Raw genomic sequence first — 26,299 nt, 5'->3', positions numbered from 1 at the left:
CTTTTGGAGGGGCGCGCCGCAAACGAAAAAGAGGATAAAGGTTTCAAAGCTGTTGCTAGGCGGCTTTGGCGGCAACAGGTCCGGCTGCATATGATCAGCGTGATTGCTTGCACAGCTGGTTTTCGCAAGTTTCGGGTCGATTGATCGGACCCAAAACCCTTAGTATTGAGTATTGATGAAAGACGGGGTGATCCGATGAATGTCCAGACCAGCGAGCAAAGCTATCACTACGGGGTCATGCGCCGCGCGATCGAGCTGATCGACGCTGGTGGCGATGATCTGACGTTGGAAGAACTGGCGCGCCACATGGGTATGAGCCCTGCGCATTTTCAGCGACTGTTTTCGGCCTGGGTCGGCGTGTCTCCGAAACGGTATCAGCAATATCTGCGCCTGGGCCATGCCAAGACCCTGCTGCGAGAGCGGTTTTCCACACTGGACACCGCCCATGCGGTCGGGCTTTCGGGCTCTGGACGGCTGCATGATCTGTTTCTGCGCTGGGAAGCGATGAGCCCCGGTGAATATGCCCGCAAAGGCGAGGGGCTGGAGATCCTTTGGGGGTGGTTCGACAGCCCCTTTGGGCTGGCACTGGTCATGGGCACTCATAAGGGCATCTGTGGACTGGGTTTCGCGGCGGAAACCGGGGCAGAACCCACTCTGGCGGATATGCGCGCGCGCTGGCCGCAGGCGACATTTATCGAAGACCCGACCGCATTGCGCCCTTTGGTGGAGGCGGCTTTTGACCAAAAGGGAGAAACCGCGCTGTATCTGATTGGTGCACCTTTGCAGCTCAAGGTTTGGGAGGCGCTGCTGTCGATTCCAAGTGGCCATGTCACCAGCTATTCTGAAATTGCCAAATCCATCGGCAACCCCAAAGCCGTGCGTGCGGTCGGGACAGCCGTTGGCAGCAACCCGGTCAGTTGGTTGATTCCCTGCCACCGGGCTTTGAAGAAATCCGGAGAGCTTGGGGGGTATCATTGGGGGCAGCCGGTGAAACGTGCGATGCTCGCTTATGAGGCGGCGCGTTCCGAGGAGGTTCTTGCAGAACCCGAACAGGCCTGAAATTCGGTCGAACTTGCGCAGTAATCCGCCGAAATCAAGCTTTGCCTGCTTGAGCAGGGCCGTGCAACACCCGATATATGTGCAAACCAGTGCAAGATCTGCGTTGGCGTATGTAGTGATATAAGGTGTCGATATGACCATTCTGAAAGCTTCAAGTGCCGCTTTGTTGGCCGCAACCCTCGGGTTGACGGCCTGTACCGATACCAACGCGCTGCGCCAACCAGGTGACAAAGAGCGCAACGGCCTGATCGCGGGCGCCATCGTCGGGGCCGGGATCGCGGGTTTGTCGAATTCCAGCAACAAGACAGCGGCTGTGCTGGGCGGAGCGGCAGCCGGGGCATTGGTTGGTGGCCTAATCGGCAACCAGCTGGACAAGCAGGAGGCAGAGCTGCGCGACAGCCTGTCTAATAATGGGATCTCCATCGTTAACACCGGCGACCGTCTGATTGTTTCGCTGCCCAATGATCTGACCTTTGCTACAGATAGTGCAGCCATAAATCCGGTGGTGCAGTCGGATCTGCGAAAAGTCTCTGAAAGCCTGGTGCGCTATCCTGACAGCCGTGTGCAGGTCATCGGCCATGCCGATAGTGACGGCAGCGCCGCATATAACCAGGAACTGTCAGAGCGCCGCGCCAATGCGGTTGCCGATCAGATTCAGGCTGGTGGCGTGCCATATAATCGCCTGCAAACTTTTGGTCGCGGTGAAGAACAGCCCGTAGCCAGCAATCTGACTGCCGAAGGTAAGGCTCAGAACCGCCGGGTTGAGATCATGATTGTTCCGACTGGAAATTGATCTGGCGTTTGCCTGACCGATGGATCAAATCTTATTCTACAGAGGGCTGCGCATTGGTGTAGCCCTTTTGGCTTCTGCCTGGTGCGCAGTTGAAAATACCAGCCCGCAGTGAGAAATAAATGCCACGCTGCGCGGGGTCAGATCTTGCTCTATCTGTAGGCAGGGATAATGCTGGATGCATGCAAAATGATCCCGATCCGCAAGTTCCGCCCAAGATTTTTCGCCAAACCGATGTGCTGGACCCGGCCCGTGCGGCCGCCTTTCAGGTTGCTTTGGCACAGGAATCCACCATTGCGGCAGGGGATGTGTTGCCGCCGTTTTTTCATCAACTCTATTTCTGGGCGCCGCAGCCGCCAGAGCAATTGGGGCGCGATGGTCATCCGCGCTTGGCGCCTGGTGGTCTGATCCCGGATCTGGGCCTGCCGCGTCGCATGTGGGCCGGGGGGCGCCTTCAGTTTGACCGGCCGCTTTTGGCTGGCATTGCCGCCGAAAAACGCTCTGTTCTGGAAAGCTCCAGCTGCAAGCAGGGACGCAGTGGGCCTTTGGGGTTTGTCACGCTGCGCCACGAGGTCTGGCAGCAAGGCGTACTGTGCCTGAGTGAATGGCATGATCTGGTCTACCGGGAAGATCCCGACCCGCAAGCAGTCAGGCCGGTGCCGCCCAGGGCGCGGCGTGATGAAGAGGAGCAGCGCGAGATCGCGTTTTCTTCGACGCTGCTGTTTCGCTATTCCGCGCTGACCTTCAATGGCCACCGCATCCACTATGATCAGGACTATGCCCGTGATGTCGAAGGCTATGACGGCCTAGTGGTGCATGGCCCCCTGCTGGCGCAGCATCTGATGCTTTTGGCGCAGGAGTTGATGGGGCCCTTGGCGGATTTTTCCTTTCGCGCCACCGCGCCGCTGATGCATTTTGAGGTGGCAGAGTTTTGTTGCAAAGGTCAGGATCTGTGGGTGCGCGCGCCAGACGGGCGTCAGTGTATGCAGGCTGTGGCAAGGCCGAGAAAGACCTGCTGAATTGGAAAGTTTGCAAGCCACCGGGGGGGCTCCCGCGCCTTTGCGGTGCTCAGCCAGGGCTGAGCATCACAAGAAGCCTTGGGCCTGGCGCTGCCCTGACGGGCAGCGTGCGTTTGACGGCCGATGCCTTGAAGACCTCAGAGATTATCTGAGACAGAAAACCCCGCAGGGATGGCATTCACTCCCTCTAGCATCAGATCAGCCATGACCCCGGCAATTTTGGGCGCCATGCCAAAGCCGATCTTGAAGCCGCCATTGGCAATGAAATGTCCGGGCCGGTCGGGCCAGCTCCCCAACATGGGCGCGCGGCTTTTGGCACGGGGGCGGACCCCGGCCCAGCGTTCGAGCACTGCGGCGTCTCGCAGCAGGGGCATGACTGTTGTGGCCCGCCGGATCACCTCTTCGATTTGCTCATCTGTGCTGGTGGGGTCGTCAAAATTGCGTTCGCTGGTGGAGCCAATCGCCAGGCTTCCATCGGTATGGGGGATGAGATGCAGCCCGTCAGCATAGAGCTGTGGCACCGTCGCCCCGGCATCATATCGCAGCAGGGCCGCCTGACCTTTGACCCCATTGCCCACAGGGCGATCCAGGGTTTGGCTCAGCTCTTGCAGGCCAGCATATCCGGTGGCGTGCAGCACCTGCCCCTGTTCGGCGGCATCGGCGGTGACAGAGACGCCCCGCACCGCAAGGGACGCTACCAATGCGGCGCAGGCCCGTCTGGGGTGCATGCGGCCACTTAGGCTGTCAAAAACCACCAAGCCAGTGGCGCTGGGCGGGCACCAGGGGGCAAAATCTGCCGCGGCGCAGACCTTCCATTCGGCCTCTCCCTGCCACAGCTGGGCAGCGGTGATCTCGCGTTGGCGGGCAAGGGCGACGGCGCGATCATCGTTGAGCGGTTGCAGCCGACCGGTGCGGCCATAGCCTGGCGAAACGCCGCCCGCGTCTTCGACTTGGCCCCAAAACTCTTCGGCCATCAAAAGGCTTTCCAGCTGGAACTGTTTCTTGGGGTTCCAGTTTTCAGGCACATGTGGGGCGAGGGCCCCGACAAGACCGCCACTGGAGCCGGCACCAGCACCATAGGGGTCTATCACCTGCACACGGGCACCACGTTGCACACAGGCCCAGGCGATCGAAAGCCCAAAGGCACCAGCGCCCCTGATGGTGATATCTGCCATTGCCATTTTCCGACCCTTTCGCCAGTGTCGCGCCAGTTTTCAGGCTTCATTTAGGGGAAAATGCCATGGCAGACCAGCAGGCGCGGCTCAGCTGGCGCGATGATCGTATTCCGGTCTCTGATCAATTTGATGATCCCTATTTCTCGATCCAGGATGGTCTGGCTGAGACAGAGCATGTTTTTCTGGCCGGAAATGATTTGCTGCAGCGGTTTGCTACCGATGTTCAGCTGCCTGACTTCCATGTGGCAGAACTGGGTTTTGGCACCGGGCTGAACATGCTGGCAGTCTGGCGCGCCTGGGAGCAAAGTGGCCACCAAGGCGTGTTGCAGTTCACCAGTTTCGAGGCCTTTCCCATGGCACCCGACGATATGGCCAAGGCGCTTGCGGCTTTTCCCGATGTTGCCCCCTGGGCCGCGCGTTTTCTAAAAAAATGGCAGGGCAGTGGCCTTTGTGATCTGGGCTCGCTTCAGTTGAATGTGGTCACGGGCGACGCACGGCTGTCGCTGCCGGAGTGGACAGGGGCGGCCAATGCCTGGTTTCTGGACGGGTTTTCTCCGGCCAAGAATCCCGAGCTGTGGCAGGAGGATCTGTTGCAAGCGGTGGCGGATCACACTGCACCGGGTGGCACTGCTGCCACCTATACGGCGGCGGGCTTTGTGCGGCGCGGGCTAGAGAACGCGGGGTTCACCGTGACCCGCGTGGCTGGGTTTGGGCGCAAACGGCATATGACAAAGGCAGTATTGGAATGACCACAACAACGGCAGGCCCTAAGACGCAAAGCACACCACAAAGCAATAATGTACCTTTTGGTATCTTGCTGATGATCGGGGCCACCGTTGTCTTTGCGCTGCAGGACGGTATTTCGCGCCACCTCGCGGGAACTTACAACACCTATATGGTGGTCATGGTGCGCTACTGGTTCTTTGCGGCCTTTGTGGTGTTTCTGGCGATGCGCGCGCCCGGAGGTATCAGGGCCACGGCACAGACCAGCCAGTTGGGCTTGCAGATTTTTCGCGGTGTTCTTTTGGTTGGGGAGATCTGCGTCGCAGTCTATGGCTTTACCCTTCTGGGACTGGTCGAAAGCCAGGCGGTGTTCATCTGTTACCCGCTTTTGGTGGCTGCCCTCAGCGGTCCTGTTCTGGGAGAACGCGTTGGCTGGCGGCGCTGGGCGGCCATTGGCGTTGGGCTCATTGGCGTGTTGATTATTCTGCAGCCGGGTGCAGGTGTGTTTAACCCGGTGGCGGTTATCCCCTTTATCTCGGCCCTGATGTTTGCCGTCTACGGCTTGGTTACCCGCTATGCCGCCCGCAAGGACAGCACTGCCACCAGTTTTTTCTGGACCGGTATCGCTGGCATGGTTTCCATGACCTCGGTCGGGATCTGGTTTTGGGAACCGATGAGTCAAAGCGATTGGGTTTGGATGGCGCTGCTCTGCGTGTCCGGCGTGACCGGCCATTGGTTGCTAATCAAATGCTACGAAGTAGCAGAGGCCAGTGCGGTGCAACCTTTTGCATATTTTCATCTGGTCTGGGCGGCGATCCTGGGGGTTAGTATCTTTGGCGAAGTGATCCGTCTGAACGTTGCCACTGGTGCGGCCATCATTATGGCAGCCGGTCTATTCACCCTTTGGCGCGAAAGCCGCAAGACTGCTGCCTGACAGCTCCCTGGAGAAGGGCAGCGGTAGCGGCGTTAACCCAAGGCGGGCGCGATAAACGGGTAGGCTTTCGGTGACACGCATCACGTAGTTGCGGGTCTCGTTGAAAGGAATATGCTCTATCCAGTCGATGATATTCGGTGAGCCATCACGCGGATCGCCATAGCGTTCCATCCAGGCGATAGGGCGATGTGGGCCTGCATTATACCCGGCGGCCATCAACACGACATTGCCATCAAAGCGCCCCGCCAGAGAGGCGAGATACTGGCTGCCGAGTTGGGCGTTATAGTCCCATTCGGCGGTCAGTCGCGCGGTGTCATGTCTGGCAAGGATATCCAGCTGGCCTGCAACCAGTTTGGCAGTCGCAGGCATCAGCTGCATCAAGCCGCGCGCGCCTGCATGGCTGACCACGCGCGGGTCAAATTCGCTTTCGCGCCGTGCGATCGCCAATGTCATCTCAGGTGCCATCGGCAGCTGCTGTTTGGCCACCGGGTGCAAAGGGTAGTAGGCCCCCTGCAACTCGGTGCCGGCCTGCGCTGCTCGTTTGGCAATCATCACCGCCAGATGCGGCTCTTTCAGATCGACCGCCATCTTTCCCAGCTGACGCGCCTGCACTGGCGGCAGGCTTTCGACCTGATGGGTGAGGAACCGTTCGGCTAGCGACAGATCACCAGCTTGCAGCAGCAAAAGGCCCGCCTCGGTGACGGAGGAATTCAGGAATGCGGCACTGCGCCAGGGCGGCAGTTGCGGCGGCGCTGCTAAGGCGGGGTCAAACCCCCGCCCCAAGGCCTCTGCCGCCAGCAGACCATAGAAAGAGCTTTGATACTGCGCACTGCGGGCATAGGCCTCATGCGCCTTGTCTGCCTGTCCGAGGGTGGCATAAGCCCGCCCCAGCCAATAGCCGCCACGCCCCACTGAAATCGGTGTCTCGACCGATGCCAGAAAACGCTCAAAGTGATGCACTGCAAGTTCTGCATCCTTCAGTTTGCGCAGGGCGATATAGCCGGCTAGCCATTCGCAATCGGAATACCCATAGCCTGCCTCTGGGGTGGCAAAGTGATGTGCGGCCAGCTGGTAGGCGCGCTCATGCTTACCGTCGCGCATCAGCTGACGCGCGAGGTCGCGCCGCCTGCGCAGCCATTTTTCCGGCACACCCAGGGCGTCGGCGCTGGTGCTCCGGCTCATCATTAACTCAACCGCCGCATCTTGACGGCCCTTTTTGTCGCGCCAGTCAAAGCGGTCATAGGCAAGGCCAGGAGCGCTCTGCAGCGCTGCTGGGATGGCTTCGATCTTGGCATCCACACCCTTGTCACGCATCTGCAAGGCAAGCCGTGCCTCGGCGAGGGCGCGCGGGCCTGCGCCTACCAGCGACAACATGCGCGTGGCACTCGCGTCATGACCGTCCCAGAGCAATTGATCCAGACGCGCAACATGATGCGGCTGCAGCAGCTTGGCATGATCCGCCAAATAGGCGGCCTGTGTCTCGGCGCTCATTGGCATGCTGCGCCAGGCGCGCACCAGTTCGGCCTCACCATCGCTGCGCTTTCCGCGGCTGATATGGGCCCGTGCCAGGCTGGCGGCCCCTTCGGCGGTCTGCGGCGGCTCCTTGGCAAAAAAAGCGAGAACCCGTTTGTGCGATTTCTCTACGATCAGTTCTTCGTTGCGACGGCGTAGATAGGGCAGGCCGGGCCAGTCAGGACGCCGCGCCAGAAACATTTCCACATCTGACGCTGTGCCCTGTTTGGCGCGCAAGCGTTGCCATTCGATGATATCCCGCGCCACTGTGGTTTCGGCCCCGGCCTGCACCAGAGCCTCTTGCCAGTTCTCTGAGCGCGCAAGCTCCAGCGCTTGCTCTAACGAGCGCGCGTTGGCTTTTGCAGCACTGCCAAGCGTCAGGATCAGCGATATCAGGAGCAGAATGCGTGTCATGTCTTGCTTTTATATAGGAACCGGGGATAGAGGCATTGACGATAATTCGAGAATGGCTGGTATCAACTCAATTTCCAGTCATGTCCACCATGACGGCGGGCCTCCGCCTGCCAAGACCCACAGCTAAGGGAGCGCACCCATGTTTAAAGGCTCTATGCCAGCCCTCGTCACCCCGTTTCAAAACGGCGCGTTGGACCTGGATGCGCTTAAACGCTTGGTTGATTGGCATATTGCCGAAGGCTCAAGCGCGCTGGTGCCGGTTGGCACGACTGGTGAAAGTCCCACCCTCACCCATGACGAACATGAAGCTGTGATTGCCGAGGTCGTCAAAGCCGCTGCCGGTCGGGTGCCGGTGATTGCCGGTGCCGGGTCGAACAACACTGTCGAGACGATTCGCTTTGTTGAGTTTGCCCAAAAGGTCGGTGCCGACGCAGCCCTGGTGGTAACGCCTTATTACAACAAACCAACCCAGCGTGGCTTGCTGGCACATTTCCAGGCTGCGCATGATTGCGCGGATGTGCCGATCATCATTTACAATATTCCCGGCCGGTCCATTGTCGACATGAGCCCAGCCACCATGGGTGAGCTGGCAAAACTGCCGCGTATCATTGGCGTCAAAGATGCTACTGGCGATATTGCCCGTGTCAGCCAGCAGCGCGCCTCTTGTGGCCCTGATTTTGTCCAGCTGTCGGGCGAAGATGCCACCGCACTGGGGTTCAATGCCCATGGCGGCATCGGCTGCATTTCGGTCACAGCCAATGTGGCACCGCGCCTTTGTGCGGAATTCCAGGCCGCAACACTTGCAGGCGACTACGCAAAAGCGCTGGAATATCAGGACAAACTGATGCCCTTGCACGAGGCGATCTTTATCGAGCCGGGTCTGGTTGGTGCGAAATATGGTCTCAGCAAACTGGGGCTGTGCTCCGAAGAAGTGCGCTCACCGCTGACCGGTCTGGAAGACAGCACCAAGGCAGCGATTGACGCGGCCATGGTGCATGCCGGTCTGCTGTAACAATCAGGTTCTTTCAATTTGAAAAGGGCGGCCTCCGGTTGGAGTGCCGTCCTTTTTTAGTGCCAGCTGGCTCTGATGGTTCAGCGTTTGCCGTAATATAGCCCAACAACATGTTCGGCCTGGGCAAAGAACAGCCAGCGTGAGACGGCAATGCCTGCCAGATGAGACAGCACGGCGACAGCAGCCATCAGGTGTTTGACCATGCTCGAATCAGTCGGCAGCCAGAGGCAGAGCACTGGCAGCACAAAACCAAGGGTGAGAGAGATCACTCGCAGTTTTTGCGCATGTTTGCGTCCCACCACATGCACGAATTCGCGCAACAGGTAGTTGGTGCCGGTATGGGGGGGCTCAAATGCCCGCACCGTGCCACGATCACCAAGCCCGGTGGCAGTGCCCATGGTGGTGCCTGATGCGGCAAAGGCTTTGTCGCCCTGTACCCAATAGGCCAGCTGCACCGCGCCTGCGATGAGCAAAAACCAGGGCGCGAGGCTTTCCTGCCCGGCCAGCAAGGCCCCGCCCGCAAGCGAGAAGCTGAGAAACATCAATGGCGTCAGCGACATGTTCCAGCGCGGGATGGTTTTGAGTTGGGTATAAATCATCGAGGTGGTGAAAACGGTACCCAAGCTTAAGGCGGCACCGATTATGCCCAAAACGCGCCAGTGTGAATCCATGAACACCGCGCCGGTGGCATAAAGAGCCATGACCAGAAGGGCTGCGACGGAGCATATACCTTCGCGCGACAGCCAGCTGGTTTTCCACTGGCTAAACGCTTTCAGCGCACGTTCTGGACGCCCCAGATGAAAGGTCGAGGCCAGCAGGCCTCCGACGGCCAGCCCATAGGCAATGGCGTAAAACACAAAGGCGACCCAGCCAGTGACGCCGGGATAGCCAAGCCCCAGAAAGGCCAGCAGGCCAAAGCCGAGACCAGAGAGGGTAGTGAAAAGAATGACGGATGGCGCCGGATGCATCAGGCAGTCCCTCCTGAAGATTGACCGGGAAGTTTATCCAGTGCTTTGTCGAGCCAGCCCAAAAAGCCGCCCGCGTCTTCGGTAACAGGGGCCAGCAGGGGCGCGAGGATATCAACCTGATCCTCGATCTGATCCTTTGGGCGCGGTGGCAGGTATTTGTTCACGGGTTTGGTGCCCATCTCGGGCATCAGATCCATGCCGCCGCGCTCTGCCACCAGCTGGCTGACCTCGCTGTTTGGATCGCCGAGATCGCCAAAGTGGCGCGCACCCGCCGGGCAGGTCCGCACACAGGACGGCACCCGGTCCACTTCCGGCAGGTTTTCATTGTAGATCCGATCCACGCAGAGGGTGCATTTCTTCATCACGCCTGCGGCCAGATCCAATTCACGCGCCCCGTAGGGGCAGGACCAGGCACATAGCCCGCAGCCGATGCAGTCGCTTTCATTGACCAGCACGATGCCATCTTCGACCCGTTTGTAGCTGGCGCCTGTTGGGCAGACGGTGACGCAGGGCGCGTCTTCGCAGTGCAGGCAGGATTTGGGGAAATGGATCAGCTGCGCGGCCGGATCTGGTTGCGCTGGTGTTGCGGCGGGCTGCACCTCGAAACTATGGACCCTGTTCAGGAAGGTGCCGGAAGGGTCGGCGCCATAGGCATCCTCATCCGACAGGGGGGCACCATAGTTTTCGGTGTTCCAGCCTTTGCAGGAGATCACACAGGCATGGCAGCCCACACAGGTATCGAGATCAATGACCAGACCCATCTTGCGGTCGGTTGTGGTGGGGAGTTCGGTCATTTGCCTACCTTCCACTTGAGGTCCTTGGGGCCGGTGCCCACGGGAGATTTGATCGGCTCCAGCACGGGCTGACTTTCGTTGAAATCATCCGGCGCACCAGCCTTTTCGATTTTCACCTTGAGGTCGAACCAGGCGGCCTGCCCGGTGATCGGGTCCGAGTTGGCCCACCGCATGCCGTCGCCTTTGGGCGGCAGCAGTTCGTGGATCAGATGGTTGAGCAAAAAGCCCTTGGTGGCCTCGGGGGCGTTTTCTTCCAATGCCCAGGTGCCTTTGCGTTTGCCGATGGCGTTCCAGGTCCAGACTGTATTGTTGTTCAGTGCGGCCATTTCCATCACGGGCACGGTGATGCTGCCATGAGGCGATGTTACCTTGGCCCAGTCGCCATCCTGTAGATCGTTTTCGCGCATGAGTTTTGTCGGCACATACAGTGGGTTGTGCCCGTGCAGCTGGCGTAGCCAGGCGTTCTGGGTGCCCCAGGAGTGATACATCGCCATAGGTCGCTGGGTCAGAGCATTGACGGTAAAGCCCTCGTTGCCCTGCTGATCTGTCTCGTACCAGATCGGTAGCGGATCCATGGTGTCCTTGATGCGGTCGCGCAGATGGTCCGGGGGCTGGCGTTCTCCGTGGCCTTCAGCGGCCAGCTGGAACTTGCGCATGGGCTCGACATAAAGCTGGAACAGATAGGGCTGTGGGCTGTCGAATAGACCCAAGTTCACTGCCCAGTCCTGATAGGCCATGTTCCAGGGTTTGAAATAACTCGCCTCGGTTGGGATATGTTCAACAAAGAAGCCGCCGTTCTTGATATAGCGATCGAGCTGCTCCGGGTTTACTTCACCACGCCCGGCCTTGTCGCCATTGGGGCCGCGGAAACCGGCCAGCGGGCCGATACCAGGTTTGCGCTCGTGGTTGACGATATAGTCGGCGTAGTCCTGCCATTTGGCACTGCCGTCCTCAGCGGTGAAACCCGGCAGTTTCATCTTGTTGGCCAGCTGCACCAATACGGTTTGGAAACCGCGCACATCCCGGTCGGGTTCGATCACCGGCCAGCGGATGGCATCAGCGGCGCCATCGGCCTCGCAGATGGGGCGGTCCAGCATCGAGATGCAGTCGTGGCGTTCCAGATAGGTGGTGTCGGGCAGCACCAGATCGGCATAGGCCACCATTTCCGATGAATAGGCATCGGAATAGATGATCCGGGGGATCTTGTATTCGCCGTCCTCGCCTTTGTCGGTGAGCATCTCCATCACACCCGTGGTGTTCATAGAAGAGTTCCACGACATATTGGCCATATACATGAACAATGTGTCGATCTTGTAGGGGTCGCCCGCATGGGCGTTGGAAATCACCATATGCATCAGCCCGTGACTGGACATCGGGTTTTCCCAGGTAAAGGCCTTGTCGATGCGCGCTGCACTGCCATCGCTTTTCAGCGCCAGATGTTCTGGCCCGTGCACAAACCCCAGGTGGGGGCCATCCAGCGGTTTGTTGGGGGTGACACGGGAATGCGGCGCGGGATGGGCCTCAACCGGTTTGGGGTAGGGCGGCTTGAAGCGAAAACCACCGGGGGCCTCGACCGTGCCGAGCAGGATCTGCAGCACATGCAGCGCCCGACAGGTCTGAAAGCCATTGGCATGGGCGGACACACCCCGCATGGAATGGAACGAGACCGGGCGGCCAATCATCTTGTCGTGCTTTTCGCCGCGAAAATCCGTCCATTCCTGGTCGAGCTCAAAGGCCTCATCAAAGGCGACGCGGGCGATTTCACTGGCGATGGCGCGGATGCGTTTGGCAGGGATGCCGCAGCGCTCGGCCACGGCTTCGGGAGCGTATTCATCCTTGAGGTAGCGTTCGGCCATCAGCTGAAAGACCGACACATGGGTGACGTCGCCCATCTGGAAAGAGCCGCCAAGGTCGGGCCGCACACCTGCCATATCAAAGGGCGCCAGCTTACCGGTCTTGCGGTTGATCACCAGTGGCGCACCGTGGTCGTCGCGCAAAAACAGCCCCTTGTCGGGGGAGTTCGGATCCTGGTTCACCAGCACCGGCGCATTGGTAAAACGGCTGAGGTAGTCCAGATCGATCTTGCCGGCCTTCATCAGCACATGCACCAGCGACAGGATGAACAGCCCGTCAGTGCCTGGCGTGATGCCGACCCAATCGTCTGCGATGGCGTTATAGCCGGATCGGATCGGATTGACGCCAATCACCCGCGCACCGCGCGCCTTGATTTTGCCCAGGCCCATCTTGATCGGGTTACTGTCGTGATCTTCGGCGACGCCAAACAGCAGGAACAATTTGGTGTAATCCCAGTCGGGTTGGCCAAACTCCCAGAAGGCACCGCCCATGGTGTAGATGCCAGCTGCGGCCATATTGACCGAGCAAAAGCCGCCGTGGGCTGCGTAGTTCGGCGTGCCAAAATTCTGCGCCCAGAAACTGGTGAAGCTTTGTGATTGATCCCGGCCGGTGAAAAACGCCAGCTTGGATGGATCATCTTTGCGGATTGGTTCCAGCCAGCCTGCGGCAATTTCCAGTGCTTCGTCCCAGGAGATTTCCTCAAACTCGCCAGACCCACGCGGCCCCACCCGTTTCAAAGGAGCCTTGAGACGAGACGGCGCGTTGACCTGCATGATCCCGGCAGAGCCCTTGGCGCAGAGCACGCCTTTGTTGACGGGGTGGTCACGGTTGCCTTCGATATAGGCGACCTCTTTCTTGCCGTCCTCATTGGTTTTCATATGTACATTGATGCCGCAGCGGCATGCGCACATGTAGCATGTGGTCTGACGGATCTCGTCGGATACCTTGGGGGATGTCTCCACCCGGGGTTGCTGGAACGTCATCTGGCCTCCCTTGTCTTTGTTCTATCTGTCCTTATCGGGTCTCAGGTCAGGACCGTGATCCCTGCCAGGATGAGCCCGGCTATGAACAGTGTTTCTATGATGATCAGGGCGATGGCCGCGCCTCCAACGGCCAACACCTGTTTCAGATTGGTCTTCATGCCCACAGCCGCGATGGCGGTCAGCAGCAGCCAGCGCGAAGCCTGGCTGAGAAAATCACTTATGACGGCCGGAACCAGCCCAAAGGAGCTGAGCGCGGCCAGCACCAGAAAGGCCACGACAAAGCCCGGCAGCAGCGGCGGACGGGTGCCATCCTGCGGTAGCTCCGCAAAGGAGCGGATCGTGAGCGAGGCGACCAAAACGATCGGTGCCAGCATCGCGACCCGGATCAATTTTACCAGCGTGGCGGTGTCGCCGGTTTGTTCCGATATCGAAAAGCCAGCCCCGACGACCTGCGCCACATCATGGATGGTGCCGCCAAGGAAGACGCCGGCCTGATTTGAATTCAGTTCAAGGAAATTCACCAGAATGGGATAGGCGATCATCGCGATGGTCGACAGCACGGTAACGCCCATGACGGTAAAGATCAGTCGTTCTTCGGATCGTTCATCACGGGGTAGGATGGCGCTGATAGCCATGGCGGCTGAGGCCCCGCAGATCGCAACGGAACCCGCCGTCAACAGCGCAAAGCGCCATTTATGGCCAAAGAACCGCGCCACCAGCAGACCAAAGCCGATGGTGGCAATGACGCCGCCAACCACCAGGGCGATCAGATCCCACCCGAGCCCCATCATCAGCACCATCGAGACACGCACCCCAAGAAAGGCAATCCCCAGCCGCAGCAGCGTGCGTGCCGAAAAGGCGATGCCGGGCACGGTCTTGCCTTCTTCGCCAAGAAAGCTGACGGCGATGCCCAGCAAAAGGGCCAGCAGCATGGCGGGGGTTGCGTAGTGCTCGGCCAGAAATTGTGCCGTGACCGCAACAATTATCGCCACTGCGATGCCGGGAAACAGCTCCTTCATGCGGGCGCGCAGCGCCAGGACAGTCAGCGTTAAACGGTCGGGCAGGATCGTGTCAGTCAAGGCAGGGCTTTCAGCAAGGACCTGCACAGGCGCAGGTGTGGAATTTGTCTATTAATTTGTACGAGCGCCCAAAAGGGAAGCAATTTTCTGTTCTGCCTGCCAAAAGCCGTAGGCCTGTTCCGGTTTTTCAAGAAAGGCAGATAATATGTTTTGTCTCTCATGGGGTAATTCATGGACCAGATCATGGGCAGGCCTCAATCAGGGCGCGGGCATCCATGGCGATCTGGCGTTCCTCTTCTGCCGGAACGATCCACGCCATCGGGGTGCTTTGCGGGCGGGTCAGGCAGGCGGTATTTTCGGCGTTTAGATCCGCGTCGATAGTGCAGCCGAGCCAGGCAAAGCCATCAAGGATGCGGGCACGAATGCTGCGGGCGTTCTCGCCAATGCCGCCGGTAAAGGCGATGGCGTTGCAGCCCCCCATGGCGCCGATCAGGCTGTGCCCATGGCGGATCGCCCAGTAGCAAAAATGGTCGATAGCAAATTGCGCCGCTGCTGTACCGGCCTCTTCCAGCGCACGCATGTCGGACAGGCCGCCAGACAGGCCTGCGAGGCCGGATCGGTTGTTTAGTAGGGTTTTGGTCTCGGCTAGGCCGATCTCTTCTACCAGCCTGAGTGTGGCATTGGGGTCCAGAGTGCCGACACGGGTGCCCATGGTCAGCCCCTCAAGCGGAGAATATCCCATGGTCGTCGCCACGGACTGGCCGTCCTTGATGGCGCAGATAGACGCCCCGTTGCCGAGGTGGAAGGCCAGCAGTCGCTGCGGCAAGGCGCGGGCGGAGATCTCGGGCAGGCGGCGGCACAATGCGGCGTAGGACAATCCGTGAAAGCCGTAGCGGCGCAGGCCCAGTGCTTCGGCCTCGGGCGGCAGGGCGTAGCGGCTGGCGACTTCGGGCGCTGTCGCGTGAAAGGCAGTGTCGAAACTGGCGTATTGCGCAAGATCCGGCGCAAGCTGGTCCAGGGCATCAATGGCCGCAAGCGCATGCGGGTTGTGCAGTGGGGCCAGCGGCACGCAGCTTTCGATCTTGGCGCGTACATCGGGTGTGATGCGTGTGGGCGTTGTCAGCTCAATACCACCATGAACCACGCGATGCGCCACCGCGCACAGGTTGTCCGGGCCACAGCCCGCATCGGTAAGCCGTTTCAGTACCGCAGACAGGGCTTGGCCGTGATCGGGTAGCTCCAGGGCTTCACTTTCTTTGCCGATGCACAGCTGGCCGATGCCGCCAATGCCCTCGGCCACGCCGCTTAGCCGTTCTTGCAGATGAGCGTCGAAGACTGCGAATTTCACAGAAGACGACCCGGTATTCAGCACAAGGATGTCGGCGGATTCGGTCATAGCGCAACCTTCAGGATGTTGAGAGCGGAAAACAGCGTCAGCAGGATGACGATCATCCGGCGAAACTGTGCCTGTGACGCCGATGAAAATCGCAGACCTCCGGCCCAGATCCCAAGCCCTAGAATAGGAAAGGCCAGCATGACCCCAGTCAGGGTGCCGGTGCCGGTCAGCCCATTGGCATGCATGACCGGCAGGGCCATCACATCTATGCCGGTGAGAAACACGATCATTGTGGCCCGAAACACGGTTGGCGCCAATGGTTGTGCTGTCAGAAACGCTGCCGTGGGCAAGCCACCGACCCCGGCGCTGTTGACCATGCCGGATAGAACTCCAACGGAAAGGTTGCCGTGAAAGCCAATAGGGCGACGCAGCTGCCAGCCGCTCAGCAGGACAAGGCTCAGGACCAGAATGACAGCTGAAATGGCCAGACGTGCCTGATCCTCTCCGAGCCGGGCCATGACGGTAACCGATGGAATGGTGGCGATGGCCGCGCCGATCAACAGGGGGCGGACACGGGACCAGTCCACATGCGCACGGATGCCTTGGGCCTGAAACAGGGTCATGGCGATTTCGCAGGAGAAAATCACCGGGATCAGTGGCAGCGGGTTGGTGGTGAGTGCGGCCAGAATGATAAAAATCGCGGAAAACCCAAAGCCCGAGTATCCACGAATATAGGCCGCCGCAAATAGTGCGGCGGCCAGATATGCCCCTTGGCCTGTGCTCAGATCAAAGGGCAGCTCCATTGTGATCAGACCTGCTGTTCGCGCATATCTGCAGCGTCGATTCCGGCCACTTCAACCGGCTTCTTCATCGCGTCCCGGCGGAAGGGTTCGCCCAGCTCCTGGTTGATCATTGCCTCAATCAGGGTGGTGATGCCGTTCTTCTGGTCTTCGACCGATTGGGCCAGCGCAGCGGTCAGCTCGTCCATGGTGCGGGCCACGACGCCTTTCAGGCCACAGGCATTGGCGATGCCCGCATAAGAGACCTGCTGGTCCAACTCGGTGCCAACAAAGTTGTCGTCAAACCACAGGGTCGAGTTCCGCTTTTCCGCCCCCCACTGGTAGTTTCGGAACACCACCTGGGTGACGGCGGGCCACTCTTCGCGGCCAATTGCAGTGAGCTCGGTCACAGCGATGCCAAAGGCGCCATCGCCGGAGAAGCCAACAACCGGAACATCAGGGCAGCCGATCTTGGCGCCGACCACCGCAGGCAAGCCATAGCCACAGGGGCCGAACAGACCGGGGGCCAGATATTTGCGGCTTTCATCAAATGACGGATAGGCGTTGCCGATGGCGCAGTTGTTGCCAATGTCGGACGAGATAATGGCGTCTTTTGGCAGTGCGGACTGAATAGCACGCCAAGCCATGCGGGGGCTCATCCAGTCGGGTTTGTCGCCACGAGCGCGTTCGTTCCAGGTGGTGCCGGGATCGTCGTCCTCGTGGTCCATCGACGAGAGCTGCTGCGCCCAGGTAGATTTCGCAGTGGAGATCACCGCCATACGGTCGTCGCGGCCTTCGTCACCGGCAGAGGCCGACAGTTTTTCCAGCAGCGAGGTGGCTACTTTTTTGGCGTCGCCAACGATGCCAACGGTGACTTTCTTGGTCAGGCCAATGCGGTCCGGGTTGATGTCGACCTGAATGATTTTGGCATCCGTGGGCCAATAGTCGATGCCATAGCCGGGCAGGGTGGAAAACGGGTTCAGGCGCGAGCCCAGGGCCAACACAACATCTGCCTTGGCGATCAGCTCCATGCCGGCCTTGGAGCCATTATAGCCCAGAGGGCCTGCAAACAGCGGGTGCGAACCGGGGAAGGCATCGTTGTGCTGATAGCCAACACAGACAGGGGCGCTCAGGCGCTCGGCCAGATCTTTGGAGGCCTCAATACCGCCAGCCAGAACCACACCGGCACCGTTCAGGATGACCGGGAATTTGGCACCAGACAGCAGATCTGCGGCCTCCTGCAGCGAGGCTTCACCGCCACCGGGGCGTTCAAATTCAACGATCTGGGGCAGCTCAATGTCGACGATCTGGGTGAACATATCGCGGGGAATGTTCAGCTGTGCCGGGGCCGAGCAGCGCTTGGCCTGCATGATCACCCGGCTGAGGACCTCGGCGACGCGGCTGGGATCGCGCACTTCTTCCTGGTAGCAGACGCAGTCGGCAAACATGCGCATCTGCTCCATCTCCTGGAACCCGCCCTGACCGATGGTCTTGTTGGCTGCCTGCGGCGTGACCAGCAGCAGCGGTGTGTGATTCCAATAGGCGGTTTTCACGGCGGTCACAAAATTGGTGATGCCGGGGCCGTTTTGGGCGATCATCATCGACATCTTGCCGGTAGCGCGGGTGTAGCCATCCGCCATCATGCCGCCAGAGCCCTCATGGGCGCAGTCCCAGAAGGTGATGCCTGCCTTGGGGAAGATGTCGGAGATCGGCATCATGGCCGACCCGATAATCCCAAATGCATGCTGAATGCCGTGCATTTGCAGGGTTTTTACAAAGGCTTCCTCGGTGGTCATCTTCATGGCGGGTGCTCCTAAGTGAGACGCATAGAGCCCCGATCTTGTGTCGGGGATTAACACCGGTTTAGGCAGACATTGCGTGCTCAGTTAGGGCCAGTTTCAGAGGCGGATAGATCCAAAATTGGGGTGCAGAAACAGAAAACTGGATTCTTTCAATAGCTTCAACGGGTCATGGTCCCACTTGACACAATGACATATGTCAATAAATGAGATGAAAAATCTCATTTTTCTCCCAAATTTGCCTGTTTGATGTTTTGGGGGGCAAATTTTAGCCCTGCTTGAGCGCTTTGGCTAACAGGGCCAGCCCAGGGGCAATGCGGTTTGCTGCGATTGATGAGTAGCCGAGGCGGTAGGTATTGTGTTGCCGGTTGGCAGTGGCAAAAAATGGTGCGCCGGGCTCGATGATAACACTGTCGGATTTCAGGTTTTCCGCCACTTGGGCCATGTCGATGCCCTCGGGGGCGCGCATCCACAGGGACGAGCCGCCGTAGACCCCAACACCTGAGACCATCAGCCCATGTTCATTGACGGCATCCTCGATCACGCTGCGCCGGTCATGCAGCACCTTGGCGGTGCGCCGGATCTGGGCGTCGTAATGTCCAAGCGACAGGAAATAGGCCACTGTGCGCTGAATGTGTCCAGGCGGATGGCGCAGCACATTGGCGCGTAGGGCTCTTGCCTGTCGAATAAAGGCTTCAGAGCCGACGATGTAGCCAAGGCGCAACCCTGGAAACAGTGATTTGGAGAAACTGCCAATATAGACCACCCGCCCATCAGTATCGAGTGACTTCAGCGCAGGCGAGGGGGCTCCAAGAAAGGACATCTCAAACTCGTAATCATCTTCGACGATGACTGCATCAATATCACGAGCCCGTTGTAGGAGCTCCTTGCGGCGGGCCATTGGCATGGTAGCGGTGGTCGGGCTTTGATGGCTGGGGGTGCAGAAAATCACGTCAGTGTCCTCTGCGATATCCTGTGGTGGCAAGCCATCACGGTCCACCGGGATGTAGTCCACCGGGCAGCGCACGTGATGCAGCTGATCCCGAAGGGTGTAATAGGTCGGATCTTCGATGGCGGCCTTGCGGCCCCGGTTCAGCAACAACTGCCCGACCAACCACAGGGCATTTTGCGCCCCAAGGGTAATGAGGATCTGTTCAGGCCGCGCCGTCACACCGCGCCGCGGCAACGTGTGCCGGGCGATATATTCGATCAGTAGCGGGTCATCCTGATCAAAGTAGTCATCGGTGAGGGCGGCAAAATCCTTTTGCCCCAGAGCCCGCAATGCGCATAGTCGCCAGTTGGCGTGGTCAAACAGAGAAGGGTCTGCCTGGCCATAGATGAAGGGATAGCGATAGCTGCGCCAGTCCCGCGCCTTGCGCGGGGTGTCGCCGCCGGTAAAGCTGCGCACCAGCATGTGGTTCCAGTCCACCGCATCTGCGGATTGAACGGGCGGCGTGTAGCTGGGTGGAACGGGCGCGTTTTCCGACACATAGTAGCCAGAGCGCCCGCGCGAGGTGAGGTAGTCATTGGCCAAAAGCTCGGTATAGGCCAAGGTCACGGTGATCCGGCTGATCCCCAAATGCAGCGCCAGTTTGCGCGACGAGGGAAGCTTCTCACTGATTCGAAAGCGTCCCGACAGGATGCCTTCGGCGATCATCTCTTGGATCTGCGATTGCAGGGTGCCCTGGGCGTCAGGGTTCAGGAAAAATGTATCAACAGAGATAGCCATGCGGGGCACCTTAAGGTGGCTATAAATCAGGTGCAATCTGGACTTACGAATTTGTGAAGAAACCCTGCCGAAAACCCTGGACGAATTCTCTGGCTGAGTATGGTGGAAATATCTGGCTTGCCTCTCACACGAAAAAACCATAAAACTAGTTTTATCGAATTAATTGGAGTGATGTCATGCAGTGGGAACAAGCAGCACAGGGCTTTGCTGCAATGGGATCCGAGGCGCGCCTGCAGGTGCTGCGTTGTCTGGTCCGGGCGGGGCCCGACGGGTTGACGGTCAGTGACATTCAAGAGCGCACCGGCATCGCGCCATCGACCCTGGCGCATCATCTGAAGTTTCTGACTGGAGCCGAGGTGGTGGCACAGGAGCGGGTGGGGCGTAGTACTCTCAATCGCGCAAATTTTGACCAGCTGGAACAGCTGGCGGGTTTTATTCTCAGCGAATGCTGTGCGGATGAGACCGCAAACCTTTCAGACAAAAAGGCGGCAAATGATGGCTGATCTTTCCGAAAACGTATCCCTTGCTTCGCCAACGCCTGTTCCCAAAGCAGCTGGCACATCACTGCAGTGGCTCAAAACGCCTTGGACGGTGAGTGTTGCCATTCTGATCGCGGTTGCGGTGCTGGATCCCGGTAATTTCTGGGCAGTGATCACTTTCGCCGGTGCGGCGCTGGCACATACTGGACAGTATATTCTCTTTGCGGTGTTGCTGCTGGCCTATCTCAAGGCGACAGGAGCCGAGGTCATGGTGGCGCGCGCTTTTGAAGGGCGCGAGACGCGGATGATATTTTTGGCCGCAGTCTTTGGTGGCCTTGCACCGTTTTGTTCCTGCGAGGTGATCCCATTCATTGCCGGGCTGCTGGCGCTGGGAGCTCCGCTATCTGCTGTCATGGCTTTTTGGCTCGCCTCACCGTTGATTGATCCGCCGACCTTGCTGATCACAGCCGGAGCGCTGGGCTGGAATTTTGCCATCGGAAAGGCAGTGATCGCCGTCACTCTGGGTCTGTTTGGCGGCTTTTTTGTCAAAACGCTGATGGGGCGCGGCGCTTTTTCCAGTCCGTTGAAACAGGCACAAAGCTGTTCTGCCTGTGGCTGCAGTGCACCGAAACTGGACGACAAGCCACATTGGAAATTCTGGCAGGAGCCCGCGCGCCGGGTGAAGTTCCGGGAAGAATTTGTCAGCAATGGTGTGTTCCTGCTGAAATGGTTGGCGCTGGCCTATGTGCTGGAGGCGATTTTGGTGAACTATGTGCCTGCAGATCTGATTGCCAAGGCCGTTGGCGGCGAAGGTGTCCTGCCCATTGCCATTGCAGCCCTTGTTGGCATGCCTGCCTATCTGAACTCCTATGTGGCACCACCGCTGCTGGCGGGGCTGATGGAGCAAGGCATGAGTGCGGGTGCTGCAATGTCGTTCATGGTGGCTGGCGCCGTGAGTTCGATCCCGGCGATGGCGGCGGTCTGGTCTCTGGTGAAGCCGCAGGTCTTTGCCACCTATCTGGGGCTTGGCGTCAGTGGCGCGATCGTGTCGGGCATTCTGTTCCAACTGATCTGAAGCCCGGTTGCCGCAGGTCGCCACAGGGGGAGCTCCCGCCCGTCGCGCGACATTCAAAGAATGTCTCCTCCCGTTGGGCCGGGCGCCGCGCTGACGCGCGGCGCCGTTGCGTTTGTAGCGGCCCTAAAACGGCTCTAACCTTGGTGTTTTTGCATCTGAAAGGTGAGATGTGCCTGTACGGTGGGCCAGTCAGAGGCAGTGATGGAATAGACGGCGGTATCGCGGATGGTGCCATTGGCCATCCGCATATGGGCGCGTAGGATGCCGTCAGGCTTAGCCCCCAACCGTTCGATGGCGCGCCGGCTCTGATGGTTGATCACGTGGGTGCGGAACTCCACCGCAATGGCGTCGAGGCCTTCAAAGGCGTGGCGCAGCATCAGGAACTTGCATTCTGTGTTGAGCCCGGAGCGCTGCACCGATTTGCGATACCATGTGGAGCCGATCTCTAGCCGCTGATTGGCGTGATCGATGTTCATATAGGTGGTCATGCCGACCGCGCGACCGGATGTGTCTAGAATGGCAAAGGGCACCATACTGCCAGCCTCCTGAAGAGCGAGGCGCCGGTCGATCTCTGCAGGCACGTCGGCGGGAGCCGGGATAGTGGTGTACCAAAGCGCCGAGAGGTTGCCATCGGCGCTGGCCTCAGCCAGGTCACCCGCATGTGCCTGCGTCAGTGGCGCCAGGCTTACGTGAGTTCCGGAAAGTGTTACGGGTTTGGCCCACATTCGATGTCTCCTTTGGGTCGGTGTTTTGCCCTCGGGATGCCAAAAAGGCGGCCCATAAAAAAGAGCCGCCTTTGGTATGTTTTACCAGTCCAATTGAGTTGATGTGTTTGAACTACTGTGTTTCCCCTAGCCAAAGACCTTGGTCAACGCCTTGTCGACCGCATCGGTGATCGCATCGATATCATCCGCCGTGGCAATCAGTGCCGGGCTAAAGCAAAGCGTGTTGTTCTTGCCGGGAATCGAGCGGTTGGTGACACCAATCAATACGCCCTGAGCGCCGCAGTCGCCAACAACCTGCTGGGCGAGCTTCTCGTCCACGGGTTCTTTGGTCTCACGGTCGGTGACCAGTTCAGCACCAAGGAACAGGCCCTTGCCGCGCACATCTCCGATCACGCTGTGCTTTTCTTTCAACGCCAGCAGGTTATTCATCATCCGCTCGCCCATGGCAGTGCAGTTTTCCAACAGACCTTCGTCCTCGATGATCTGCATGTTTGCCAGCGCCGCCGCCGGGCCGGCTGTGCAGCCGCCAAAGGTGGAGATGTCGCGGAAGTAGTTCAGTGGATCAGAGGCGTCGTCCTTGAACATGTCAAAGACCTCTTCGGTGGTGACCAGCACCGCGATTGCGGCATAGCCGGAGGCAACGCCTTTGGCCATGGTCACAAAATCGGGCTTGATGCCGTAGTGTTGGTAGCCAAACCAGGTGCCGGTGCGGCCAACGCCACAGACGACTTCGTCGATGTGCAGCAAGATGTCGTACTGGGTGCAGATTTCCTGCACGCGCTCCCAATAGCCCTCGGGGGCCTCGATGACGCCGCCACCGGCTGTCACTGGCTCAAGGCAGAGTGCGCCAACGGTTTCCGGACCTTCGCGTAGGATCACCTCTTCGATGGCATTGGCGGCAGCGATGCCGAATTCACGGCCCGACAGGTGCTCAAGACCCAGCTCGTGCTTGCGGTATTCCATGCAGTGCGGCACGCGGACAAAATCAGGCGCGAAGGGCCCATACTGCGCGTTGCGCTCATCCTGGCCGCCGGCGGACATCGCCGCCAGGGTGGAGCCATGGTAGTCACGGTCACGGTACAGGATCTTGGTCTTTTTGCCGCCGTATTTTTTATGGGCGATCTGGCGCACCATCTTAAAGGCTTTCTCGTTCGCCTCGGAGCCGGAGTTGTTGTAATAGACGCGGCTCATGCCGGGCATCTTCTCGATCAGCTTTTCGGCAAACAACGCACCGGGAATCGAGCCTGCGGACTGGGCGAAATAGCACAGCTTCATCATCTGATTGTAGACGGCTTTGCAGATGTCTTCGCGGCCATAGCCGACGTTGACGGTCCAGACGCCGCCGGACACCCCATCGAGGAATTCCTTGCCGTTTTGATCCCAAACGCGCATGCCTTTGCCTTCGACGATGATGCGGGGATCATTTTCCTCGAAAGGTTTATGCTGAATCAGGTGGTGCCAGACATGGGCCTTGTCAGCCGCGACTACCCGGCTGAGATCGTTTTCGTTGAACGTGCCGTCCATGACATGTCCTTCCATATGTAAAGAGTGGGGTGTCTGCCAGCTGCCTGTCAGCCGGAGTCGTTGTCATCTGACGAAACGCCAAATTCGCTAGATACTCTAGGTCCAGTTGGTGGCGTACTTTGCATCCAGTTGTGGGTTTTGCGGCGATGGTGTTGACGTAAAATATTTAACCATATGGTAAAAATAAGTTTTGAGGCCAGAAACATGCGCAAGCGCAGCATTCTTTTTTGTCGCAAATATCTGCGTCGGGCTTAGGTGTGAAAAAGAACATATGTGCTGTCTAGCCTGACTTGAGATCACGTCGGCCGGGGCGCACCTTGGAGTCCTGAAGCCAGAGATCAGGAGAACACGCGTGGCTGAATACCAGATCATGGTGGCGCCGAATGGCGCACGTCGTCAAAGGCGCGATCACCCAGCATTGCCATTGTCACCAGCGGAGCTGGCGCAGGAAGCCGCAGATTGCCACCGGGCTGGCGCTGCCGCCTTGCATCTGCACGTCCGCGATGCGCAGGGGCGTCATTCACTGGATGCAGGGCGCTACCGCGAGGCAATGGCAGCTGTGGCCGAAGCCGCCCCAGAGATGGCGATCCAGATCACCACTGAGAGCGCCGGAATTTATACTCCGGATCAACAGTTCGCCTGTCTACAGGCTCTACGTCCTGCTGCGGCTTCGGTCTCGGTCCGCGAGATGGCGCAGGCGCCAGAGATAGCCACGCGCGCCTATGCGCTCTGTGCTGAAACGGGCACTCAGGTTCAGCATATCCTTTATGGTGACAGCTGCGTGGCGCAGTTGCAGACCTGGTACCGGGCGGGCGTGATACCGGACGCGATGCGCGATGTGATCTTTGTACTGGGGAAATATGCGCCACCGGTTTTGGCGCAACCACAGGATCTGAGCGGTTTTTTGTCGGCGACCCGTACCATGGATCTGAATTGGAGCCTGTGCGCTTTTGGCAGACAGGAACGCGCATGCCTGCTGGCCGGGATTGCCGCTGGGGGCAATCCGCGCATCGGCTTTGAAAACAATGTTGAAACGCCGGAAGGCGACCCGCTTGCAACCAATGCGGCCTCCGTTGCGGCGCTGGTCACGGCGGCAAGTGCTGCTGGTCACATCCTGAGAAAGGGTTGAACGATGAACCATGTGTTTCCACGCCACACCAAAGCCAAGCTGCCCACAGCCGTGGCTGGCGACGGCTGCTACCTGATCGACGCAGATGGCAAACGCTATCTGGACGGATCCGGCGGCGCCGCAGTGTCTTGTCTTGGCCATTCCGATGCGGCGGTGATCAAGGCCGTTCAGGATCAGGTCGCCAAACTGGCCTTTGCGCACACAGGTTTTCTAACGTCTGAGCCGGCCGAGGCGCTGGCGGATCTGTTGATCTCAAAGGCGCCCGGTACATTGGATCGGGTCTACTTTGTCTCTGGCGGCTCAGAAGCGACAGAGGCCGCGATCAAACTGGCGCGCCAGTATCACCTGGAACGTGGGGCACCGGAACGCCGTCATCTGATTGCACGTCGGCAAAGCTACCATGGCAATACTCTGGGGGCGCTGGCGGCGGGCGGCAATGCCTGGCGGCGGCAGCAGTTTGACCCGCTGCTGATTGGCGTGTCGCATATCGCCCCCTGTTATGAATATGCAGACCGAGACGGCGGTGAAAGCAGCTATGACTATGGCCAGCGTGTCGCCAACGAGCTTGAGACGGAAATCCTGCGGCTTGGCCCCGAAACCGTGATGGCTTTCATGGCTGAACCCGTCGTGGGCGCCACCTCTGGGGCGGTGCCTGCAGTTCAGGGCTATTTCAAACGCATCCGCGAGATTTGCGATCAATACGGCGTGCTGTTGATTCTGGACGAAGTTATGTGCGGCATGGGGCGGACCGGGCATCTGTTTGCCTGCGAAGCAGATGGGGTCGCGCCCGACATCCTGTGCATCGCCAAAGGTCTTGGGGCTGGCTACCAGCCCATCGGCGCAATGCTGTGCAGCGCAGACATTTATGCGGCAGTGGCTGATGGCTCCGGGTTCTTCCAGCACGGCCATACCTATATCGGGCATCCCGTGGCCACCGCAGCAGGGCTTGCGGTAGTGCAGCAGATGCTGGATCGCGACCTCATTAGACGCTGTCAAACCATGGGAGAGATGTTGCAATTTGCGCTGGTGGAACGCTTTGGTGATCATCCGTTTGTGGGTGATATTCGGGGTCGCGGGTTGTTTCGCGGTCTTGAACTGGTGACTGACAGGGAAAAAAAGACGCCTTTTGATCCGAGCCTGGGACTGGCCGCCAAAGTGAAAAAGGCGGCCTTTGAGGCGGGGCTGATCTGCTATCCGATGTCTGGCACCCGGGATGGGCGCCTCGGCGATCATATTCTGCTGGCGCCCCCCTTCATCCTGTCAGAGGACCAGATCACAGAGCTGGTGGATAAACTGGATCATGCACTGGAGGCCAGCCTGCCTGCCAAGTGATCCGGACCTGGCAAAGGCTGCCTGATCAGCAGGCCGAACAAAAAGCTGCGCAATCACTTGCGCGGCTTTTTGCATTCTTCTGAATCGCGTTGTTCTGGATCATCCTCTATGGGATGATCCGGTGATCCTATGGGTC

22 protein-coding genes are annotated in these 26,299 nt (G+C 59.2%); 10 read left to right on the top strand and 12 right to left on the bottom strand.

The genetic code is table 11. The annotated features are described in order from the left end of the window. The first annotated feature begins 195 nt into the window (after positions 1-195). The 3 genes from PH5382_RS10640 (at position 196) to PH5382_RS10630 (ending at position 2,868) form a co-directional block, all read left to right on the top strand. Positions 196-1,059 (top strand): bifunctional transcriptional activator/DNA repair enzyme AdaA, encoded by an 864-nt coding sequence (locus tag PH5382_RS10640; RefSeq protein ID WP_058334359.1) that lies wholly within the window; start codon positions 196-198, stop codon positions 1,057-1,059. A 133-nt stretch (positions 1,060-1,192) separates the two neighbouring features. After that, a complete protein-coding gene (locus PH5382_RS10635) occupies positions 1,193-1,852 on the top strand; it encodes a YiaD family glycine zipper/OmpA-like lipoprotein (RefSeq protein ID WP_058334358.1) in 660 nt (219 codons plus the stop codon). A 179-nt stretch (positions 1,853-2,031) separates the two neighbouring features. Then, complete coding sequence (locus PH5382_RS10630) at positions 2,032-2,868, top strand: HTD2 family dehydratase (protein ID WP_058334357.1); 837 nt, start codon at positions 2,032-2,034, stop codon at positions 2,866-2,868. 137 nt (positions 2,869-3,005) lie between these two features. On the opposite strand, the gene PH5382_RS10625 is transcribed toward PH5382_RS10630, so the two are convergent. Continuing rightward, positions 3,006-4,049: an NAD(P)/FAD-dependent oxidoreductase gene (locus PH5382_RS10625; RefSeq protein ID WP_058334356.1), complete on the bottom strand. Its 1,044-nt coding sequence runs from the start codon at positions 4,047-4,049 to the stop codon at positions 3,006-3,008. 59 nt (positions 4,050-4,108) lie between these two features. On the opposite strand from PH5382_RS10625, the gene mnmD reads away from it, so the two are divergent. Then, positions 4,109-4,792, top strand: a complete 684-nt coding sequence (mnmD, locus tag PH5382_RS10620; protein ID WP_058334355.1) for a tRNA (5-methylaminomethyl-2-thiouridine)(34)-methyltransferase MnmC2 — start codon at positions 4,109-4,111, stop codon at positions 4,790-4,792. Further along, complete coding sequence (locus PH5382_RS10615; RefSeq protein ID WP_058334354.1) at positions 4,789-5,700, top strand: DMT family transporter; 912 nt, start codon at positions 4,789-4,791, stop codon at positions 5,698-5,700. The genes mnmD and PH5382_RS10615 overlap by 4 nt, the downstream gene beginning before the upstream one ends. Here the strand turns inward: PH5382_RS10615 and PH5382_RS10610 are convergent. Then, positions 5,659-7,626, bottom strand: a complete 1,968-nt coding sequence (locus tag PH5382_RS10610; protein ID WP_058334353.1) for a lytic transglycosylase domain-containing protein — start codon at positions 7,624-7,626, stop codon at positions 5,659-5,661. The genes PH5382_RS10615 and PH5382_RS10610 overlap by 42 nt on opposite strands. Before the next feature lie 139 nt (positions 7,627-7,765). Between PH5382_RS10610 and dapA the strand changes: the two genes are divergently transcribed. Further along, the gene (dapA, locus tag PH5382_RS10605) at positions 7,766-8,638 is read left to right on the top strand and encodes a 4-hydroxy-tetrahydrodipicolinate synthase (RefSeq protein WP_058334352.1); all 873 of its coding nucleotides are present in this window, start codon (positions 7,766-7,768) and stop codon (positions 8,636-8,638) included. Between the two features lie 80 nt (positions 8,639-8,718). Here the strand turns inward: dapA and PH5382_RS10600 are convergent, their stop codons facing one another. From PH5382_RS10600 to PH5382_RS10560, 8 genes are all read right to left on the bottom strand, one after another. Beyond that, positions 8,719-9,606: a dimethyl sulfoxide reductase anchor subunit family protein gene (locus PH5382_RS10600; RefSeq protein ID WP_058334351.1), complete on the bottom strand. Its 888-nt coding sequence runs from the start codon at positions 9,604-9,606 to the stop codon at positions 8,719-8,721. Then, the gene (locus PH5382_RS10595; RefSeq protein WP_058334350.1) at positions 9,606-10,400 is read right to left on the bottom strand and encodes a 4Fe-4S dicluster domain-containing protein; all 795 of its coding nucleotides are present in this window, start codon (positions 10,398-10,400) and stop codon (positions 9,606-9,608) included. Before PH5382_RS10595 ends, PH5382_RS10600 begins: the two co-directional genes overlap by 1 nt. Next, entirely contained in the window at positions 10,397-13,237 is a 2,841-nt protein-coding gene (locus PH5382_RS10590; protein WP_058334349.1) for a molybdopterin oxidoreductase family protein, read from the bottom strand. The genes PH5382_RS10595 and PH5382_RS10590 overlap by 4 nt, the downstream gene beginning before the upstream one ends. A 41-nt stretch (positions 13,238-13,278) precedes the next feature. Continuing rightward, complete coding sequence (locus tag PH5382_RS10585) at positions 13,279-14,256, bottom strand: YeiH family protein (protein ID WP_058334438.1); 978 nt, start codon at positions 14,254-14,256, stop codon at positions 13,279-13,281. Between the two features lie 241 nt (positions 14,257-14,497). After that, entirely contained in the window at positions 14,498-15,652 is a 1,155-nt protein-coding gene (locus PH5382_RS10575; protein WP_058334347.1) for an acetate/propionate family kinase, read from the bottom strand. Then, a complete protein-coding gene (locus PH5382_RS10570; protein WP_058334346.1) occupies positions 15,649-16,395 on the bottom strand; it encodes a TSUP family transporter in 747 nt (248 codons plus the stop codon). The genes PH5382_RS10575 and PH5382_RS10570 overlap by 4 nt, the downstream gene beginning before the upstream one ends. 5 nt (positions 16,396-16,400) lie before the next feature. Continuing rightward, positions 16,401-18,173: a sulfoacetaldehyde acetyltransferase gene (xsc, locus tag PH5382_RS10565; RefSeq protein WP_058334345.1), complete on the bottom strand. Its 1,773-nt coding sequence runs from the start codon at positions 18,171-18,173 to the stop codon at positions 16,401-16,403. Positions 18,174-18,438: 265 nt separating this feature from the next. Then, the gene (locus PH5382_RS10560) at positions 18,439-19,899 is read right to left on the bottom strand and encodes a MocR-like pyridoxine biosynthesis transcription factor PdxR (protein ID WP_058334344.1); all 1,461 of its coding nucleotides are present in this window, start codon (positions 19,897-19,899) and stop codon (positions 18,439-18,441) included. Between the two features lie 176 nt (positions 19,900-20,075). On the opposite strand from PH5382_RS10560, the gene PH5382_RS10555 reads away from it, so the two are divergent. Together PH5382_RS10555 and PH5382_RS10550 are read left to right on the top strand one after the other, a co-directional pair. After that, positions 20,076-20,402 (top strand): ArsR/SmtB family transcription factor, encoded by a 327-nt coding sequence (locus tag PH5382_RS10555; protein ID WP_058334343.1) that lies wholly within the window; start codon positions 20,076-20,078, stop codon positions 20,400-20,402. Beyond that, positions 20,395-21,453: a permease gene (locus PH5382_RS10550; protein ID WP_058334437.1), complete on the top strand. Its 1,059-nt coding sequence runs from the start codon at positions 20,395-20,397 to the stop codon at positions 21,451-21,453. The genes PH5382_RS10555 and PH5382_RS10550 overlap by 8 nt, the downstream gene beginning before the upstream one ends. 134 nt (positions 21,454-21,587) lie before the next feature. On the opposite strand, the gene PH5382_RS10545 is transcribed toward PH5382_RS10550, so the two are convergent. Both PH5382_RS10545 and PH5382_RS10540 read right to left on the bottom strand, forming a co-directional pair. After that, entirely contained in the window at positions 21,588-22,178 is a 591-nt protein-coding gene (locus PH5382_RS10545; RefSeq protein WP_058334342.1) for a GNAT family N-acetyltransferase, read from the bottom strand. A 126-nt stretch (positions 22,179-22,304) separates the two neighbouring features. Further along, positions 22,305-23,702 carry an aminotransferase family protein gene (locus tag PH5382_RS10540; protein ID WP_058334341.1) on the bottom strand — a complete coding sequence of 466 codons (1,398 nt, stop codon included), beginning with the start codon at positions 23,700-23,702 and terminating at the stop codon, positions 22,305-22,307. 352 nt (positions 23,703-24,054) lie between these two features. Between PH5382_RS10540 and PH5382_RS10535 the strand changes: the two genes are divergently transcribed. Both PH5382_RS10535 and PH5382_RS10530 read left to right on the top strand, forming a co-directional pair. After that, on the top strand, positions 24,055-24,831 hold the full coding sequence (locus tag PH5382_RS10535; RefSeq protein ID WP_231751845.1) for a beta-keto acid cleavage family enzyme: 777 nt from the start codon (positions 24,055-24,057) through the stop codon (positions 24,829-24,831). A gap of 3 nt (positions 24,832-24,834) precedes the next feature. Further along, on the top strand, positions 24,835-26,163 hold the full coding sequence (locus PH5382_RS10530; protein ID WP_058334340.1) for an aspartate aminotransferase family protein: 1,329 nt from the start codon (positions 24,835-24,837) through the stop codon (positions 26,161-26,163). Positions 26,164-26,299 lie beyond the last annotated feature (136 nt).

The sequence above is a fragment of the Phaeobacter sp. CECT 5382 genome (assembly GCF_001457775.1).
GTDB lineage: Bacteria > Pseudomonadota > Alphaproteobacteria > Rhodobacterales > Rhodobacteraceae > Pseudophaeobacter.
Note: the sequence above shows the minus strand (reverse complement) of the source record. Positions and strands in the feature narration are given on the sequence as shown.

Bases quoted from the DNA above. Each gene is read 5' to 3' on its own strand.
- PH5382_RS10640 (WP_058334359.1), top strand. From the start codon at position 196: ATGAATGTCCAGACCAGCGAGCAAAGCTATCACTACGGGGTCATGCGC.
- PH5382_RS10635 (WP_058334358.1), top strand. From the start codon at position 1,193: ATGACCATTCTGAAAGCTTCAAGTGCCGCTTTGTTGGCCGCAACCCTC.
- PH5382_RS10630 (WP_058334357.1), top strand. From the start codon at position 2,032: ATGCAAAATGATCCCGATCCGCAAGTTCCGCCCAAGATTTTTCGCCAA.
- PH5382_RS10625 (WP_058334356.1), bottom strand. From the start codon at position 4,049: ATGGCAATGGCAGATATCACCATCAGGGGCGCTGGTGCCTTTGGGCTT.
- mnmD (WP_058334355.1), top strand. From the start codon at position 4,109: ATGGCAGACCAGCAGGCGCGGCTCAGCTGGCGCGATGATCGTATTCCG.
- PH5382_RS10615 (WP_058334354.1), top strand. From the start codon at position 4,789: ATGACCACAACAACGGCAGGCCCTAAGACGCAAAGCACACCACAAAGC.
- PH5382_RS10610 (WP_058334353.1), bottom strand. From the start codon at position 7,626: ATGACACGCATTCTGCTCCTGATATCGCTGATCCTGACGCTTGGCAGT.
- dapA (WP_058334352.1), top strand. From the start codon at position 7,766: ATGTTTAAAGGCTCTATGCCAGCCCTCGTCACCCCGTTTCAAAACGGC.
- PH5382_RS10600 (WP_058334351.1), bottom strand. From the start codon at position 9,606: ATGCATCCGGCGCCATCCGTCATTCTTTTCACTACCCTCTCTGGTCTC.
- PH5382_RS10595 (WP_058334350.1), bottom strand. From the start codon at position 10,400: ATGACCGAACTCCCCACCACAACCGACCGCAAGATGGGTCTGGTCATT.
- PH5382_RS10590 (WP_058334349.1), bottom strand. From the start codon at position 13,237: ATGACGTTCCAGCAACCCCGGGTGGAGACATCCCCCAAGGTATCCGAC.
- PH5382_RS10585 (WP_058334438.1), bottom strand. From the start codon at position 14,256: ATGAAGGAGCTGTTTCCCGGCATCGCAGTGGCGATAATTGTTGCGGTC.
- PH5382_RS10575 (WP_058334347.1), bottom strand. From the start codon at position 15,652: ATGACCGAATCCGCCGACATCCTTGTGCTGAATACCGGGTCGTCTTCT.
- PH5382_RS10570 (WP_058334346.1), bottom strand. From the start codon at position 16,395: ATGGAGCTGCCCTTTGATCTGAGCACAGGCCAAGGGGCATATCTGGCC.
- xsc (WP_058334345.1), bottom strand. From the start codon at position 18,173: ATGAAGATGACCACCGAGGAAGCCTTTGTAAAAACCCTGCAAATGCAC.
- PH5382_RS10560 (WP_058334344.1), bottom strand. From the start codon at position 19,899: ATGGCTATCTCTGTTGATACATTTTTCCTGAACCCTGACGCCCAGGGC.
- PH5382_RS10555 (WP_058334343.1), top strand. From the start codon at position 20,076: ATGCAGTGGGAACAAGCAGCACAGGGCTTTGCTGCAATGGGATCCGAG.
- PH5382_RS10550 (WP_058334437.1), top strand. From the start codon at position 20,395: ATGGCTGATCTTTCCGAAAACGTATCCCTTGCTTCGCCAACGCCTGTT.
- PH5382_RS10545 (WP_058334342.1), bottom strand. From the start codon at position 22,178: ATGTGGGCCAAACCCGTAACACTTTCCGGAACTCACGTAAGCCTGGCG.
- PH5382_RS10540 (WP_058334341.1), bottom strand. From the start codon at position 23,702: ATGGACGGCACGTTCAACGAAAACGATCTCAGCCGGGTAGTCGCGGCT.
- PH5382_RS10530 (WP_058334340.1), top strand. From the start codon at position 24,835: ATGAACCATGTGTTTCCACGCCACACCAAAGCCAAGCTGCCCACAGCC.